The sequence below is a fragment of the Winslowiella iniecta genome (assembly GCF_001267535.1).
Classification (GTDB): domain Bacteria; phylum Pseudomonadota; class Gammaproteobacteria; order Enterobacterales; family Enterobacteriaceae; genus Erwinia; species Erwinia iniecta.
This window is the reverse complement of record NZ_JRXE01000007.1, coordinates 1-18,255: the sequence shown is the minus strand read 5'-3', so window position 1 is coordinate 18,255 and position 18,255 is coordinate 1. Positions and strand designations below refer to the sequence as shown.

General features: G+C 45.5%; 13 protein-coding genes. 3 read left to right on the top strand and 10 right to left on the bottom strand.

Annotation, left to right across the window (positions count from 1 at the left end; genetic code table 11):
• Window positions 1-34: 34 nt before the first annotated feature.
• Window positions 35-1,549 carry an MDR family MFS transporter gene (locus NG42_RS06130; protein WP_052898395.1) on the bottom strand — a complete coding sequence of 505 codons (1,515 nt, stop codon included), beginning with the start codon at window positions 1,547-1,549 and terminating at the stop codon, window positions 35-37.
• Between the two features lie 85 nt (window positions 1,550-1,634).
• Here NG42_RS06130 and NG42_RS06125 point away from each other — a divergent pair, with 85 nt between their 5' ends.
• On the top strand, window positions 1,635-2,333 hold the full coding sequence (locus NG42_RS06125; protein ID WP_082203838.1) for a TetR/AcrR family transcriptional regulator: 699 nt from the start codon (window positions 1,635-1,637) through the stop codon (window positions 2,331-2,333).
• 34 nt (window positions 2,334-2,367) lie between these two features.
• On the opposite strand, the gene betT is transcribed toward NG42_RS06125, so the two are convergent.
• The 3 genes from betT to NG42_RS06110 all read right to left on the bottom strand — a co-directional run bounded on the left by betT (window position 2,368) and on the right by NG42_RS06110 (window position 7,010).
• A complete protein-coding gene (gene betT, locus NG42_RS06120) occupies window positions 2,368-4,362 on the bottom strand; it encodes a choline BCCT transporter BetT (RefSeq protein ID WP_052898394.1) in 1,995 nt (664 codons plus the stop codon).
• A gap of 205 nt (window positions 4,363-4,567) precedes the next feature.
• The gene (locus NG42_RS06115; RefSeq protein WP_052898393.1) at window positions 4,568-5,308 is read right to left on the bottom strand and encodes an NADPH-dependent oxidoreductase; all 741 of its coding nucleotides are present in this window, start codon (window positions 5,306-5,308) and stop codon (window positions 4,568-4,570) included.
• A gap of 205 nt (window positions 5,309-5,513) precedes the next feature.
• Entirely contained in the window at window positions 5,514-7,010 is a 1,497-nt protein-coding gene (locus NG42_RS06110; RefSeq protein WP_052898392.1) for an MFS transporter, read from the bottom strand.
• A 197-nt stretch (window positions 7,011-7,207) separates the two neighbouring features.
• Here NG42_RS06110 and rluF point away from each other — a divergent pair, with 197 nt between their 5' ends.
• Entirely contained in the window at window positions 7,208-8,080 is an 873-nt protein-coding gene (rluF, locus tag NG42_RS06105; protein ID WP_052898391.1) for a 23S rRNA pseudouridine(2604) synthase RluF, read from the top strand.
• A gap of 192 nt (window positions 8,081-8,272) precedes the next feature.
• On the opposite strand, the gene NG42_RS06100 is transcribed toward rluF, so the two are convergent.
• Genes NG42_RS06100 through NG42_RS06075 form a run of 6 tightly spaced genes read right to left on the bottom strand, consistent with a single transcriptional unit; the run spans window position 8,273 to window position 16,653 of the window.
• On the bottom strand, window positions 8,273-9,799 hold the full coding sequence (locus NG42_RS06100) for an AAA family ATPase (RefSeq protein WP_052898390.1): 1,527 nt from the start codon (window positions 9,797-9,799) through the stop codon (window positions 8,273-8,275).
• A gap of 50 nt (window positions 9,800-9,849) precedes the next feature.
• Complete coding sequence (locus NG42_RS06095) at window positions 9,850-12,468, bottom strand: GAP1-N1 domain-containing protein (protein WP_193787953.1); 2,619 nt, start codon at window positions 12,466-12,468, stop codon at window positions 9,850-9,852.
• Between the two features lie 4 nt (window positions 12,469-12,472).
• Complete coding sequence (locus NG42_RS06090; protein ID WP_052898389.1) at window positions 12,473-13,315, bottom strand: TRAFAC clade GTPase domain-containing protein; 843 nt, start codon at window positions 13,313-13,315, stop codon at window positions 12,473-12,475.
• Complete coding sequence (locus tag NG42_RS06085) at window positions 13,312-14,271, bottom strand: TRAFAC clade GTPase domain-containing protein (RefSeq protein ID WP_156322228.1); 960 nt, start codon at window positions 14,269-14,271, stop codon at window positions 13,312-13,314. The genes NG42_RS06090 and NG42_RS06085 overlap by 4 nt, the downstream gene beginning before the upstream one ends.
• Window positions 14,268-15,296: a GTPase-associated system all-helical protein GASH gene (locus NG42_RS06080; protein ID WP_052898526.1), complete on the bottom strand. Its 1,029-nt coding sequence runs from the start codon at window positions 15,294-15,296 to the stop codon at window positions 14,268-14,270. Before NG42_RS06080 ends, NG42_RS06085 begins: the two co-directional genes overlap by 4 nt.
• A 4-nt stretch (window positions 15,297-15,300) precedes the next feature.
• On the bottom strand, window positions 15,301-16,653 hold the full coding sequence (locus tag NG42_RS06075; protein WP_052898388.1) for a metallophosphoesterase: 1,353 nt from the start codon (window positions 16,651-16,653) through the stop codon (window positions 15,301-15,303).
• Window positions 16,654-17,527: 874 nt separating this feature from the next.
• Between NG42_RS06075 and NG42_RS06070 the strand changes: the two genes are divergently transcribed.
• A complete protein-coding gene (locus NG42_RS06070; RefSeq protein ID WP_053115962.1) occupies window positions 17,528-17,785 on the top strand; it encodes a nucleotidyltransferase family protein in 258 nt (85 codons plus the stop codon).
• Window positions 17,786-18,255: the final 470 nt, after the last annotated feature.

Genomic DNA, 18,255 nt, shown 5'->3' with positions numbered 1-18,255 from the left:
CGCTCGCCAGTCCTGTCAGCTCACCACCCGGAGATCACTGCGCACGCAGCGGCTGGTTTTTAATCAGCAGTGACAACAAAAAGGCGACCGCCATTACCCCTGCGGCAATCAGGTATACGCTATGGATCGCGCCGCCAAATGACTCAAGATAATCAGCGCGTAACTCAGCAGGCAACTGACGAATCGTTTCCGCGCCCATCGCCCGTGGTAACGCAGTGCCCTCTGGTATCAGCGCCATCAAACGCGTTTGTAGCGAATGGGTAAAGACCGCGCCAAATGCGGCGACCCCAATTGAGCCACCGATCGAACGAAACAGCGAAGTACTTGACGTGGCAACACCAATCTCTGTCGGCTCCACACTGTTTTGCGCCGCCAGCACCAATACCTGCATCACCAGCCCTAATCCACAGCCCAGCAGAGCGATATACAGATACAACCGCGACATCGCATCAGTATTTTTCAGTGTGCCCAACAGCAGCATCGCGATTAACGCCAGCAACGTCCCCGCAATCGGGAACAGTCGGTACTTGCCGGTTTTGCTGATAATCCGTCCGCTAATCACCGAAGTGACTAACAGTCCGCCCATCAGCGGCAGTAACTGTATGCCGGCTTCTGACGGCGTAGAGCCTTTAACCACCTGTAAGTAGAGCGGTAAAAACGTCACTGATCCCAGCAGCGCCATACCAATAATAAAACTTATCAGGCAGCCAAGCACAAAGGTGCGCTGACGGAAAAGATGTAAGGGGATAATCGGTTCTGCCGCCAGTCGCTCTTCATAAATAAAGCCGCCAAGGCAAACCAGTCCAAAAGCCAGAATGCACCATAGCTGGCCCGAATCCCATGGTAATACCGATCCTCCCTCGGTGGTAAACAGGATGATGCAGGTCAAAGCACCGGCAAGATAAATTGCGCCAGGGTAGTCAATTTCATGCTTAATTTTAGTCACTTGCGGCTGGAAAACCGCACCGATGACCAGTAGCGCAATCAGGCCGAGCGGTAAATTAATAAAGAAAATCCAGTGCCAGGAAAAGTGCTGAACCAGAAAGCCGCCGATCAGCGGCCCGACCACCGTTGCCAGCCCGAACACGCCGCCGAATAAGCCCTGATAACGGCCACGGTCGGCGGGCGGCACCACATCCGCAATCGCCGCCATTGTCACCACCATTAATCCCCCGCCGCCTAACCCCTGCAATGCGCGCATCAGGATCAACTGCGTCATATTTTGCGCCAGACCGCAAAGGGCTGAGCCAAGCAGGAAAATAATGATCGCGATTTGCAGCACCCGTTTGCGGCCAAACAGATCGCCAAATTTGCCATACAGCGGCACCGCAATGGTCGACGAGAGCAAGTAGGCGGTGACCACCCACGATAACTTTTCCAGTCCGCCAAGTTCGCCCACAATGGTGGGCAACGCGGTGGAGACAATCGTCTGGTCAAGCGCCGCCAGCAGCATCACCAACAGTAATGCCGAGAACAGCAGTCGTATCGACGGAGCCGGGGTAATGGCCGGTTTACTCCTTTCTGCCGAAGATGTGTGATGTGCTGTCATCGTGTTCGTGACCTGCTTGATATTAATTAACTAGGTAATTAATATATGGGTAAATTTTATCTCTGGTCAATGGATCTGATAAACCATGGCGAGTAAAAAAAGCGTAAAACCCACTGAGAAGAAAGCTGAACCCTCTGATAATTCAGGTATTTCACCACGTAAACCGGGTCGGCCTGCCGGTGGCGCAAAAGGTGCGGATCGTCGGGCGTTGCTGCTTGAAACCGCACTGACGCTGTTTGCTCGCCAGGGAATTGCCGATACGCCATTAACCCTGATCGCCCGCGAAGCGGGTGTGACGCCAGCCATGCTGCATTACTACTTTAATACCCGTGAACAGCTGCTCGATGTGCTGATAGAAGAGCGGTTTTTGCCGATCCGCGCCTCCTTCCGCAATCTGTTCCAGCATCCCGATGCCGATCCGGTCACCACACTGACGCAGCTTGCCGAACAGTTTATTGATATCTCTTTTAAGCATGCGTGGTTTGCACCACTGTGGGTACGCGAGATTATCAGCGACAGCGGCATGCTGAAGAAGCGTATGGAAGAGCATTACGGCGATAGCCAGAGAAAGGCGTCTTTGCAGTGCCTGGTTCGCTGGCAGGAAGAGGGAAAACTGAATGCCGATATCAACCCGGAGCTGATTTTTATCTCGTTGTTCGGGCTAACCTTTTTGCCGGTGGCGTCTGCCCGGGTGTTAAGTCAGGCGCAGGGAAATCAGCCCGATGCCAGCCAGCTGGCGAAACACGTGGTTGCACTGTTGTTGAATGGCCTTCGCCCACAGTGATCATCGCCCGCTGACGCGGGCGATGTGATAGCGATTAACGCACCAGGTGCAGGAAGTGCAGATGCTTCTCATACTGGTCGAGAATATCGTGAATAATCTGTTCCTGCGTCCAGCTCATTACATCGTAATCCTGACCGCCTTCCTTCAGATAAACTTCAGCACGATAATATTTATATTCCTCATCGCGCTCTTCATCTTTCAGGCCAGCCAGCGCAAACGCCGGTTGCAAATAGGCGCGCAGGCGCACTTCATACACAAAATTCAGCTCATCACCCATACTCACTTCAAAGTGAATACGGTCATCGGCGCTGTCATTGGTTGAAGAGAGCGTCCCCTGCTTTGCCAGCTCCGCTTTAACCATTTCCATCGCTGGCTGAATCACTTCACTCATAAAACGCCGGACGTTAGAGCGCTTCGGGAAATAAGCAATTTTGCGCAGACGCTGTTGCCATGAAATTGGGTTACGTGCCGCCGTCGGTGCGATAGTGGTCATCTGCTGACTGTCGCGTTTATAAGCGTCAACGCGCAGCGCTTTAAACAGTCCATAGATCGAGACCAGCAGAATAATTGAGAATGGCAAAGCACTGGCAATGGTTACGGTTTGCAGCGCACTCATTCCCCCCGCCAGCAGCAGCGTGATCGCCACCACGCCCATTAATCCGGCCCAGAAGATACGCTGCCAGACCGGCGTATTCTCGGTACCGTCTGCCGCCAGCGTATCCACGACCATCGCACCCGAGTCAGCCGAGGTGACGAAAAATACCACCACCATCGCCATCGCGATAAACGAAAGGATATTGCCGAACGGGAAGTGTTCGAGGAAGTTAAACAACGCCAGCGCCTGATCGTTCTGCACCACATTGGCCAGGTCACGTGCGCCCTGCTCCATGATTAACCAGATGGCACTGTTACCAAAAAAGGTCATCCATAACAGCGTAAAACCTGCCGGGACAAACAGAACGCCGGTAACGAACTCGCGGATGGTTCGTCCACGAGAAACCCGTGCGATAAACATGCCGACAAACGGTGACCAGGAAAGCCACCATCCCCAGTAGAGCAGCGTCCATCCTCCCAGCCAGCTGTTAGACTTTGGCTCATAGGCATACAGATTAAAGGTTTTACTGATGATCTCAGAAAGATAGCCGCCGGTATTTTCCACAAAGGATTTCAGCAACAGCACCGTTGGACCAAGCGTACCCACCAGAACCAGCAGCAGCACCGCCAGCCCCAGATTAAGTTCGGAGAGAATGCGGATGCCTTTATCCAGCCCGGAAACCACCGAAAGGGTCGCCATCGCAGTGATAACGACAATCAGAATCACCTGCACGGTCTGATTAATCGGCAAACCAAACAGATGGTTCAGCCCGGCATTAACCTGTAAAACGCCGTAGCCTAATGAGGTCGCCACACCCAGCACAGTGCCAATCACCGCAAAGATATCGACCGCATGGCCAATCGGACCGTTAATGCGATCGCCGATAATCGGATACAGCGCTGAGCGCAGTCTCAGTGGCAGGCCGTGTCGATAGCTGAAAAAGGCCAGAATCAACGCCACAATGGCGTAAATTCCCCACGCATGCAGCCCCCAGTGGAAGAAGGTAATACGCATAGCTTCTTTTGCGGCTTCAACGGTTTCGGGGGTGCCAACCGGCGGAGCCAGATAGTGCATGACCGGCTCGGCCACCCCAAAAAACATTAGCCCGATCCCCATACCAGCGGAAAACAGCATGGCAAACCACGAGAGATAGCTGAAATCCGGTTGAGCATGGTCCGGCCCTAGCTTGATATTGCCGTAACGCGACAAGCCGAGATAGGAGACACTTAATAAGATTAAGGCGACCGCGAGAATGTAAAACCAACTGGCATTGGCAAACAGACTGCCCTGCAATGCTTTAAGCTGACGGTCTGCCAGCTCAGGGAAAAGTGCTGCAAATCCCACCAGAAGAAAGATCAGCAGTGCCGAAGTGTAGAAAACGGGGGGATAAATATGACTGCGTTTAACCGGTTTATCTGGTGCAATATGACTCATAAATTACCTGTTTTTGTAAAAACAATTCTAAATGTAACAAGTAACTATGGTTTATTAATTCCTGATATGCAAATGCAACTGTCTAAAAAACATCTTCAAAATCTGGGGAACTGATACTTTTACAGGCTTTCCTGCTGTTTCACCGGCTGACTCTGATTTCCCCTTACGACGGGTGAAAAAAACGGAGATTTCTCTCCGTTTCTGGTTACTTATCAGTGCCAAACCCCTGTTGCTTCAGCGCCGGAGCCACCTGAGGGAAATAAATCTTCTGATAATAGCCGCTGACACTCTCACTCCAGGATTCACCTTCAGTACGGCCAATATTTTGCCAGTGCTGAGTCAGTTGCTGGTTATATTGATTAATATTTTCAGTCAGCCCCTGGGTGCGGTATTTCTCGTGATGGACAAAGGTCTCAACCGGCAGGCGAGGTTTGACATGAGAAGGCTGGTCAACATAACCAATGGAAATCCCGGCCACCGGGAAAGTCATCTCCGGCAGGTCCAAAATCTCAATCATCTGCTGCGGATTCATTCTGATGCCGCCAATCGGTACCCCGCCTAATCCTTCAGAGCGCGCCGCGACTAACGCTGAACCCAGCGCAATACCGACATCGGTCGCACCGGCAATCAGGCTTTCAACGCTCTGATGCGCAATCTGCTCTTTACCGACTGCCGCCATTCCCTGCGCGCTTTTATACATATCCAGAACAAAAATCAGAAATGCCGGAGCACGGGCAATCCACGGCTGGCCGCCAGCTAATGCGGCAATTTTTTGTTTATGCGCTTTATCCTGCACCAGGATAACCGACACCTGCTGCGAGTTGACCGAAGTGGGTGCATGGTACGCCGACATAATAATTTTGTTTAAAATATCATCAGCAATCGGCGTCTCTAAAAAACTTCTGTCACTGCGGTGTTCGGTCAGTACTTCAACAACACTTTTCATATCTACCTCATGTAAACTTAAGGCGATATTTTACGGTGAATCGCTGAAAAGCGGCTTGCCACTCTGTGCCTGGGAGAGCGCCGTAAATCACCGGAATTTCTGGAATACCGTAGGGGAGCCGTTTTCGGCTCTGGTTCTGATGATATGCAGGGTGCTGGGCGGCGAGACGCCGCCCTACGAGAGAATCCAGGGCAAAGGTGCGTAATTATCGCGGCGCACTGACGCACGGTGCCTTGCGCAAGGCGCGTTTTAACACCATCAGACTGATCACCATCAGACTGGCGGCAGCAATCAGTACCACAAGGAAAGCTTTATCGAAGGCGTTGCGGGCCAGCTGTACCAGTATTTCAGCCCGGTCATTACTGAGCGTGGCGGCAATCCGCAGCGCTTCGTCAATGCTGTCATAGGCTCCGCCACCATCGACCAGCCCCTGCGGCAAAATCAGGCCGTGGCTGTAAACCGCCGTCATCACGCCGCCCAGTAATGTCACGCCCAGTACGCCACCCAGTTCCCATGCCACATCTTCAATCGCTGCGACCATACCGGCCTTCTCTTCCGGCGTGTTCAGCATAATCGCCGTCGAAGCAGCGGTGAATGTGCCACCCAAACCAAAACCGATAATAAACAGGCTAATCAATTGCAACAGCATATCGCTTTGCGCCAGCAGCACCTGACCAAAAATTCCCAATGCGGCCAGCGCAAAGCCGCCGAGGATAATGCGACGCTCACCAAAGCGCGGCATCAGCATACCCGCCAGCGGCGCGCCAAGTGCCGAGGCAACCGGCACCGGTAACATAAACAGCGCCGCCATCAGCGGAGACAACCCCAGTACCAGCTGCAAACGCTGGGTCAGCACCAGCTCAATACCGGTTAGCGCAATCATCGAGATAATCGCGATGGCGACGCCGCTGGCAAAATAGCGATTGCGAAACAGTGAAAAATCGATCATCGGCTGCTTTGACTGCTGCTGTCGACGAATAAATAAACTCAGCGCAAACACGCCGATCGCCGCTGTAATTAACAGGGTCAACAGCGAGATATCTCGCTTACTCAGCTCTTTCAGCGCATAAATTATCCCTGTCAGCCCGGCCATAATTTGCAGCGAACCGATCACGTCACACGGCCGCTGGCGATTGCCGGCGCAGTCCGGGATCAGCTTCCAGGCAAAGGGGATAACCACCAGTACCACCGGCACGTTGATTAAAAACACCGATCCCCACCAGAAATACTCCAGCATCACGCCGCCGATCACCGGCCCCAGTGCCGCCGCACCGGAAGCGACCGCCGCCCAGATGCCAATCGCCAGCGCGCGTTCACCTTCATCAGTAAACACCTGACGAACAATCGCTAAGGTCGCTGGCATCATCGCCGCCGCCCCCACCGCGAGGAAAGCGCGCGAGGCGATCAGCAATTCAGCGCTGGGAGAAAACGCCGCACACCAGGATGCCAGCGCGAAGAACGGTAGCCCGGCCATAAACAGTCGCTTATGACCCATACGGTCGCTAAGCATCCCTGCGCCGGGTAACAGACCCGCCACCACCAGCGGATAAGCATTGATAATCCATAGCTTTTCAGACGCGGTCGCATCCAGCGTCTGCATAATGCGCGGCAATGCGGTATATAAAACCGTCATATCAATAACGATCAGAAAAAGGGTGCTGGTGATAATTGCCAGGATCAACCAGCGGTTGTTGGCGTGCATAAAAGGTGCCTCAGAGCATTTTTTTATTAAATTTGAGCGGATGCTCAACTGCGCGCACAATACTTGAGCAACCGCTCAAAATCAAGGTCGGGATGAGGAAGATTTAAGGATTGTTTAGCCAGTGAGATAAACCATGACCCACCAGGCTTCGCAACCCAGGCGAGGTAAGGTATAGTCCGTTTTTTTACGGAGGAACCATGCTGACCAACCCATCCATTCGTCTTAACAAATACATTAGCGAGAGCGGAATCTGTTCTCGTCGTGATGCCGATCGCTATATCGAACAGGGCAATGTCTTTATTAACGGCAAGCGAGCCACCGTTGGCGCACAGGTGTTTGCGGGCGATGTGGTGAAAGTAAATGGTCAGCTTATCGAGCCGCGTGATGAAGAAGATCTGGTACTTATTGCACTCAATAAGCCGGTTGGCATTATCACAACCATGGAAGAAGGTGAACGCGACAACATCAGCGATTTCGTCAACCACAGCAAGCGCGTGTTTCCCATCGGACGCCTGGATAAAGACTCCCAGGGGCTGATTTTCCTGACTAACCACGGCGATCTGGTCAATAAGATCTTACGTGCCGGGAACAATCACGAGAAAGAGTATGTGGTCACGGTCAACAAGCTGGTGACGGACGAATTTATTCAGGGCATGAGCGCCGGTGTCCCGATGCTCGGCACGGTGACCAAAAAATGCAAAGTGAAGAAAGAAGCACCGTTTGTGTTTCGTATCACTCTGGTGCAAGGGCTTAACCGCCAGATTCGCCGCATGTGTAAACACTTTGGCTATGAAGTCACCAAACTTGAGCGCACGCGCATCATGAACGTCAATCTGAAAGGCTTGCCGCTGGGCGAGTGGCGCGATTTGACCGACGATGAACTGATTGAGTTATTTAAGCTGATTGAAAACTCATCGTCCGAAGAAAAACCGACGAAGAAAGCGCCAGCTAAACAAGCTGCCGCGAAAAAACCGGGTATTAACCGGCCAAAAATCGCCGAAAAGCCGGAAGGCAACGCGGCTTCGCGCAAGCGCTTTAACCAGCCGGGACGGAAGAAGAAAGGACGTTAAGCGGGTGTGATAAAGAATAAATCAAAGGACGATGAACAGGATTTGATGATTTATTCTTTATCTTTCACATCTGTCTTGGAATAATAAACTCTGAACACAAGAGATTTTTGGGAGAATAAACATTGTAGAGAATTACACAACCTGCTGTTTTTTCTGTTGTTTCTCGCCTAAAAACAATAGCGTTTAAAGAAGCTATTCACGTAACCTTTCAATCTCTGGACGCAGCCAACCCTCTACATCGGCAATAATGTTTTGCCATTCCTGATGCTTCGCCGCGAGATCAACGATACGTGTTAAACCAACTGACCGTTCAACCCCCAGACTATCGATTATCTGAGTGAGATAGTCATGTGAATCATCTCTAAAATGAATATTTCTTGCTGCTTCAATGATTTCAATAGAACCCTCGTCTAATTCATTAGTATCTATTTGAATAATTAAGTCATGGAGGCACTGTTCCGGGTTCTTGCCCTCAGGCAATCTAAACTGGAAAATTTTTCTAAGTGCCTGTTCACGTAGACCGACAGACCTCTGATCATTCCCTGTTAATACTTTTTGGATTGCGTTGATTTTTTCCTCTTCCGTTTTTATGACATCACCGTCCAATACAAATAATGTATGATCTAAGTCGTCCCCACGTAACAGTGTGCCTGCTAATATGGTAAATGCGTTAACCGCCGCACCATATTTGATAACTTTGATAAATTTCGTTCCCTTCATTGAAGAGCATACTTTCTTCACCATTGCTTCGGCAACACCATCTTCAACATATATTTCGATTGATGTAACTTTAACCCCCGTTAGGCGATTGATGGCATCAGGCTTTGTCTCTTCAAAACAAAATGATCTATCTGCGAGGCTTAGGACATGACGGATGTTTACCATACCTGAAAGTGATATTATGGACTCTCTATGGGTTGTAAATATAACCTGCAAGTTCTTCTCTGAAGCCCTTTCATGTATTACAGAAATTAGGTTATTCAAAGCCATATCATGAAGTAATAGGTCAAGTTCATCGATTAAAATAAGTGCATTTTTCTCAGCTTTAAAAACAGCCTCGAGTATCATGAACACTTTTTTCTCACCTGCGCTCATACTAAGAGATGAATATCTGATCCCAGAAGCTTCAACACCTATGAAAAACTTACCGTTCGGTTGCTTATGATGATTGAAGGATGTATAGGGTTTATTGAGAACATGTGAGGACTTCCGCAATAACAAATTAATGAAGTCACTTGAGACATTTGATGTCTCGTACTTAATGTTATTTTTCTTTTCAGATTCAATCATTGGAACACATTTTTCAATTCCAAGATAATAAACTTCTCTTAATGGTCTTCGAGCATAAATTTGAACCCATCGAGAACCAACAGCATCTGCTTTTCCGTAGGTCTTCTCATCGTTTTCGATTAAATCCCTTCCTCTCCGAAAGGTATGGTTGATATGAAACTCACTGCCATTCCATTCTGCATCCGGACTCCTAGGGAAGAAGTCCATGAGTTTATGGTCTTCCCCTGACTGGCCTTCTTCAGGGCGATAAATTCCGGCGATAGCATGAAGAATCGTTGATTTTCCGCTGCCATTTGGTCCCAAAATAGCAGTCAGAGGATGGGGGGTAAAACTAAGTGAATTCATGTTATTAATACATTTTAGCTTATTCACTGTTATTGATTTGAGAACTTGGCCTGTTATTGTTTTTGCACGTGCATTTACGGCCATATCAATCATCCTTTAAATTAGAATTGAACACAGGGACTTAACAACATTAGCTAGTCCCAGTCATTAATAATCTCTTTTATTATTGGGTTAATAGCATCTCTAGTCTCAACATTATAATTATTAAGATCTTTTGCAATTTTCAAAATGTACTCTTTACCTCTATACGTTTTTGAAAGCTGTTTAATAATCTTTGTTGCATCACCACATCGACATGCGGTAAGAGCCAAATCTCCAGGTCGCCATTTTGAAAGGACAAAAGCTCGTGTAATCTCTTTACGAGCGGTCTTACAACGGTCCCAATCCAGAAAAAAGAAAATTGAATTAAATTGTTCAGGCACTGTATCTGACTTAGCTAGCTCACGGTAAACAACTGGAAATAGCGCAGCAACCATCAGTGACACCGGTTTATTACGGGCAAGCATTAGAGAAGGCATAAGAACACCAGCTGCTTCTGACAATGAATTACTCGATAAATGATCTGCATCAAACATTAATCTTGCACACGCATCGTATGCTTCCTCAGTTAAATCCATTATCTTTCGCTCTAATAATACAAGAGCGATAACATTTATCCTTACAATAATATTGTTACGTATTTCACCTTTCAAATCATCGAATATAGTTAAATTCCGACTTGCAATATCAGCAGCTACGCAAATGTTCAATCCCTCTCGAATTATCTCTTCAAAATTAACTCGATCTTTCGAAACATTTATAAAACTTTTAATAACCTCGCTTTCATCACCATCGAGTCTATTACGCAAACACCTTTTTATCGCATTTTCAGCGATTTCTCTCTTACTAGCGCCATCTACTTTAGGCAAAACCAAATTAATGACTTTAACATAGGTGTCAATTGGTAATTCCGCTTTGTTTACGGCTCGGATAAGCAAATCAATGGAATCTTCTTTAAGTCGAGAAACAATGCAACAACCAATCTCACGGTCCGACAATAAATCCTTAAACTGCTCATCATCTGCGCGCCTTAATATACCAGCAAGTAGCGATGCAGAGCTTTCGCTTGAAAGGCGACCATCATTAATTAGCCAGACCACATCATTCTTAACAGGATTGACAGTCAATGATAACAATTTATCTGAATCAACTTCAGAATTAGACGTAATTATTAAGTCTCGAGCAGCATTAATGCCATCAACTTGGCGTGCTCGATTAATTAATTCAGCACAAAGAGACTCTGACTTTAAACCATTAACATCTCGGAGCCATAACATCTCTTTTATTACTTCATTTAAATTGAGGCTACGAATGATAGGTATTGCAAGTGGGAGTTGGCTATCGTCTACGATAAATGGAAGAAGTGCTTTTCCTGTATTATATGCAAGAGATTTGTCAATTTCGCTTAAAACGATTCTCACCTTGTAAATAAGCTCATCATCTTTAGCTACGAATTTTGCAAGCTCCTTTCCCTCCTCAATCAAATGAGCAAAAATTTCTACAGGAATATTGTTCAGCGTTCGTTTTATCAGCACCTCAGGAGCATCGCCAAGGCCTTTAGCGATACTAGGGATCAAGGCCTTGATGACACTATCAGGGTCAGGCTGATTCAGTAGTTTAGCTAAGCCGTCACCTGATTTTTCAGAAAGATGTCTAACGAGTTTTTCGAGAGCAATTGTCCCAGAAGCAACATTTTTTCCTTTCAACTTTCTAGATACTGAGCTTACAAAGTTCCACGCATCGTTAGAAGTCAAGACAGTCCCAGCGTTGCCGATAGATTCAATTAATTTTGGCTCTAACTGTCTTATCGCCTCTACACTGTTGACTCTTCCAGAATTAACAATATCCAATAAACTCAATACAGACGTTGGGTCGACGTCCATACTGCTAATTAGCTCATCCCACATCAATGCAATACGCAAAGCCGCAGGGTTAGCTTCATCATTACTTCCCAACAGGTTAATTTTATCAGCAGATAATAGCTTAGGTGCTGATTCTTTAAAGACTCGCGTTACTAATTCTTTAGTCCAACGATGACGCTCAATTTGAGAAGAGCGCCCATCGATACGCCGCCCAACCCAATCAGAAAATCTAGCTTTGGCATTTGAGGGAGCGAAAACAATATCAAGATCGCGCCCATCAATTTTACGCGGTGACAAAGCAAAAGTTGAGAGCGAAAAACGCTTACGTAAGCTGGGCCATAAGGCCGTGAGAAGGTGTACAGCAATTTCCTCAGGGTCTGGAGCATCAAAAACTACAATTGGCTTTGACTCTTCAAGAAATAGTGCCTCCAGGAACTCGTTTGCATTGAATCTGGATACTTCAGGAAGTATATCATCATGCTGCTCAATTAAATCATAACGAACTGCATCCTCTTCAAGAGGCAAATCTTTAGATTCAATTAATCTAAGTAAAGTTGCAAGAATCGCTTTATTAGACCAACTTTGAATATTCACTAGTAAACTTTTAGTCCGAACGCAACCTGCACGCGGAACGCTTAAATCCTGCCATGTTCTAGCAATAACGTAGTAATCGCCACTAGGAAGAGGGTAGGTAGTTAAATAAGGTATAAATTGTTCTTTAGGACGTAAGGGACCAGCGACATCAGACAGACGATCGATTACAGCCTGGTCATCTTTGGCTAATACAATTGATGAACCAAGAAGTTGATGGCCTTTGCGATATCCATGAATTTGTACATCAATGGTTATCACAGTTTCAAAGCCCCACAGCCCAAGATATAGGAAGCGTTACATCATTATATTTCACCCATTCCCCCCCAACATTTGCAGTTACCCATCCTTGTTCATCGATGCCTTGTTCAAGAAAAGTTTGTCGATAGTCGGCATCATGTTTTAAATCACCACCAACAACACTAAGACCAAACACCTGGACATTCAGCGAATCTACATCAGCTAATCTGCCCGCAACTAAAGGATACTCGCGTTCTAAGTAAGCAACAGGCCCTTGAGAAAATTTATCTGAATCAACTAAATCCCAAGCTGATACTACTACTGATAGGCGTGGGAGTCCTCCATCTTCGCGCAGAGCTAGAGAGTCTTCCAAAAAATGTATCAACTCGCACAACATAACCTGTGTAGGAAGACCTTGATCATCTGACTCATCAATCTGCTCAAGGTAGTTTCTTGATGTTACCCAATCAAGTGGGCGAACATCTTGATCAGATCCCACACGAACAAAAAGCAATGCGGCATCAGCTTGTTTTAATTCTTCAACCCACTCAGGAGAAATTTCATTGTCAATAACGGCATTACGCCAAAGTTCTCCAGAAACATCTGGAACAATGACTTTGGATTGAGGCCCATCTTCTTTAGCAGCGACAATTACTTCAAAATCACGTCGCATATCACTGTGTTCGGTTCGTGGAGCAAATCCACCTTGGTATAGATGGTCAGCTACCTCAAGAACAAAATTAATATCATCCGGTTGCCCAATTGCACGTAGTGCTCCAGTGCCACGGTCTAAGGCATGCCAGAGACGCCCAATGTAGTTGGTCTTTCCAGAATCAGGGCCGCCAAGGAGTATTATTGATCGAGTCATAAATTTCTCCTGTATCTAAGATAAGAGCGCTCATTCTGAACCACTTCAGAAGATTTCCAGAATATTGGCCTTTCGAGTGGTTTACCAACAGTACAGTCAATCAACTCAGCTAAGCCATGCCCAGCCTTCACATCATCTGGTTGATTAGAGAAAGGGGCTACGCTAATTATCTCAGCATTTGTTCCACGTCTTTGAAGTTCTTTGCTCAATCGGTGCGACACTCCACTGTCGATAACGTGCGTATCATGGTGTGTAACCACGATAAGCATTCGAGGAATTTGCCCCTCAAACATAGTATTGAGACGAGCAGCCAACTGCCCAATTCTCACAATCAGACCTTGACGTTTCTCAATGTCTGCGAGGCTACGGCCATCAACAACAATCCAAATAACTTCAGCAGATTTCATATACTCTAACCGCTCAGATATTGCCGAAGTGACCAAAGCCTGTGTCCACTCTCCTGGAATATCTGGAAGAGCAAAGTCAACAACACGACCATCTGAAACTCTTTTAAGCCGGAGATGAAGAAAACCCGGCCTATGATCATCTGATAACTCAGTATGTACCGTCATTTGTTCAGGTACCTGCCCCTGATTCCAGTCACGAGCACCTCGCGCGATATCTTCAAATGCAGTCAAGCTTCGGCTATCTGCAAAAGTCCAGCCAACCAATTTTGCATGAGAAATAAGCAAGTAAAGACTTGCGAGGCACGCAGTTTTCCCAGATTCAGGATCACCAAGAATGCCGACCACATTGACATATCTCGATCCCATTAAGTTATTTAGATCTTCCAAGCCAAGAGTACGGCTCGAGGTCAACGCATTCATGTGCGTTGGTTGAGATAGAACGGGCGCACTAAGATCTTCAAGAGATTTCGAAATTACATCTTCGTAATCACCTGAATCTCCTCCTGCGCTTACTGCTGATTCACCTTCTAAAGGATCAGATCCACTCATATCTTACTTACCCCATGTCTCATCATTCTGACAAAAGAAGCTTCTAGCAGAGCACGTTCTCCCCACTCTGAAACAGGTCGTTTCACATAAGCACCAGGCATAGATATATTGTTGGTACATATAGAATTGAGAAGAGGGAATATTGTAGGATAATCAATGATATAACTATCAGTGAGGACGCTACATAATTGTTCTCGATCCTCAGCGATTTCCAAGAGCAGCTCTTCTAAGCTAAGTTCTGGGTTGTCGTCTAATGTTCGTAAAACTATTTCGCGATGTACATCGCAAGGAAGGCGGCGAAGAATCTCGGCCCCCTCAATTCCAGAAGCAACAATTCTAGTAGGTTCGGAAATACTTGATAACTGCCTTTTCAATAAACGGCTCCGCGCCAATTGCGCCCACCATAAGAAATCCAGCTCTTCACGGTCTAAAGTAGCATTGTGACGCAATGACTCGATCGTGCTAGCTATAGCAGCATTGAAATTACTATCTACCTCATTACTCTCGTTAATCGTGATTTCAAGACCTAATGGGTCTGGCACATTTCTTCGCTCTCTCGCAAGATTGGCTGACGTAATGCTCCTCCTAAAAGCAGCCTTCAAAATCTCTTGGCGGAGGTTCTCCCTACGTTCAGCTTCCAAAACAGGTTGGAAAGACAGCGCAGACCAAAGTGCAGTTGCATAAACATCCTGAATCGTCCATACGTTTGTTGAAGGAGCATTATTAATAACAGAAAGCGCTGCCATACCGGCGCATACGCTTACATCTAATGGACGCTCTTCATAAAGATAAGAAGATGATTTCTTCTGAATTGCTTTTTGAACTTTTTCCCCTAAAGCTAATGATGGAAAACCATCTCCTCCAAGAGACTGTGCAATATCAACCACAGTAGAGACAATATTTAACAACCCTTTTTCTTTCTTCCAACTCGTTGCAAGCGTTGAAACTGCTGCTTGTCTTGAGTCAACATCACTGTCACTTACATTTGCTGCACAAATACGCATATGAACCGAAAGATTGTTCATTAACTTATCCACCATTACGTTCTTCAATTAATTTATCGATTAGCCTTTCAACAATAGCTAATTTTCCATTCCGAATTAGCATGTCAAAAAACTTTCTTTCCAGCCCTTGTGTAATAGGGTCATTCGACCCAGAAGGCAGAGCTTCTAATTCGACTAAAATTCGCAACCTCTCCGTTTCAAATAAGTCTCTAAAGAATTTAAGACGGGCAGTCTCATAACCATTAGAATCAAGGAGATATTTTTCTTTGTTATTTGATTGATTCTCAATCACGTTGTCAGGTGATGAATCTAAGGAAGGAGAATTTGAAACATTTTCTTCAAATACTAGTTCGGATTTTGTTGATTTAGATAGTTCAGCAGCATTTCTGAAAGATGGTGACTGTAATCTGAATTTAGGATGTTTTCCCCCCAAACGCTTTTCGTCACTTTCGAACGATGTACGAGCAGGATTCCATGCCCTAGGGTGTATAGTGACACACAATCCGTCAATTTCTTCATCCCAATCGAATTCAATAATATTATAAGTGAATGTATAAGTGTCGTCAGACTTGAAGGGAGCTGTTGCACCAGCCGCAAGCATCAGGACATCACGTCCTTCTTCGACATTATCAACAGAAACTTTTGGGTTGTGTTCATGGCCAGATATGAAAACTCGAGCACGGCTGCGTATATATTCTCTAACCTGTTCTCTGTCTTTATACCAATTTAATGGGTGATGGCAGAGAACTACATTTTCAACACCATTTTCCCGTGGAATAGTAAACTGTCTGGCTCCTATCATAAGCTCAGGACACTCATCTTTTTCACCACCATGACATAGGAGAGAAGAGTTGAATCTTATAAAGCGAATTGACCGTCCTGGAGCAAGTTCGATTTTCATTTCTGAAGCAAATCCACCCTCGTTGTTGAGTGGACAGTTGTAACCAAAGCTGAAACGTCCATAATCCTCAAACCTTGCGAAAAGAGCTGCTCTATCGGTAGGATTATTGAGAATAGCTTCATATTCATCAGTGCCTCCAGCTCTTATGTGATCGAGAATCTGGCTTCCGGAAAACGAAAGTTTGCTACGGTCTAGGTCATGATTTCCTGGTATCATCTGAACTTGGTGAATTTCAACCCCGATACTCTTCGCCAGTTCATCTAGCCAAATACCGGCCTCTTCGTATTCAGCCCGCGTTCCGGAGTGAGCAATATCACCAGTAGCTAAAATCCCGTTAGCCCTCCCACCCGCAATAGATGAAATTACTTCTTTCGCATCAAGAATCAACTGCTGCTTAACATCAGCATGAATATGTATGCGTTCACCTTTTTCTTGACCAAAGTGAATATCCGAAACATGAACAAACACCGCGCCCATTCGTGCCCTCCGTTTCAAAGAATTTGGGTTATGTTACCGATAAATGGTTTTCTTAACGATCGCTTCTGCGCCTATCATAGCATCAACCTATCACTCTGATTTTAAAAGGAAATTATCTAATAACCTCAATCCTTAAAGCATGTGTTCCATAACATCTTCTGGAAATATTGAAGGCCAACACGTCAATTTAACTAATATGTTCAGTGAGTGCCAGTGGCTTGTAATGACACTCACAATTTAATCAATCAGGCGTGATTAGTGAAATGACCCACCGCCGCCAAGAGAGTCGTCCCCCTTACGCCTGCGAAATGGTCTCGCAGTGAGGCACAATCGGTTTACTGAAAAGTGATAACTCCTCTTGTAAAAACCGATTTGAGAACATTTTCTAATATTTTCAATGTATTACATACTAAAGAAATATAACTTTAATGCTGCTTTACTTATAATATTTGTACTAATAAAATTTAATTATGGACATACACGATTTTATGTAAAACCATGATTAAGATCATTTGATCTTCAATTAAAATTCATTTCAAATCATCTAATATAGAAATTTCAATAATGAAAACAATCAACGAATATTCTGAAAGCATTGAGAATATAATAAATAATATATCTGATAAGAAGAAGTTATACAGTGAGTGTCGTGAGCTAGTTTTAATGTATGGAAGAAGAGGCGGTTTTCTTGCTTATAAGATACTTTTTGATTCACTGCATGACGAATTACCAGAGCATACATTAGAGAATGTTTCTGATGTTTTGGATGCCTTGAGCGGACAATGTCACTCAGAGTACAGAATAGGTTCTGGAACTTATCACCTAAATATCAGGCCATCAGAAATCCTATCAAATAAAAGGAAACGTATCATTGATGATAATTTCAAAATACCCTGTCAAAAATGCTCTTGTTTTTGGTTCTGTAGCACGTGGTGAAGATACAAAAGAAAGCGATTTAGATATCATGGTTGATCCATTGGACAGCTGTAGCTTATTTCATTTAGGCGGTCTTTATGAGGAAATAGTTGAAGAGCTTGGTATTGAAATTAGTCTATGTACAAGCGCAACTATGATTCAACGCTTTGGCAAATCAATTTTAAACGATACTATCGCTTTGCAAAAACCGTTTTAAAACTGACTAGAATCATATCTGCAAAACTATTTTCAAACATTAAACCTTGTAATAATTAAATTCTTCGGACACTGAATTAGCTCGGTGGCATCATAACATTTTGAACAATTCGAATGTTTACGTTTCATTACTGAAATTTGGAATGAATTACTTTTCATAAATCCGAATTTATACTTGCAAGCCTCTGAAACCTTGATAAAAATCATTTATTATCTCCACTCCATCGTTCTGAAGTTGTAGAAATAAATGTGATAAGATGTAGTCATTAATATCCATTTTTATCCTAAATTGATCAACACAATGAATTATTAAAGTCATGGACTGGTAACTGAGATTGTTATAAGGAAACACTACAAAGTTATTCCTTATACCTGACATTGGACTGCCCCCACCCCGGTAGACGATCCTGCCCTACAGTTTGGACTGACCCCACCCCGGTAGACGATCCTGCCCTACAGTTTGAGCATAGG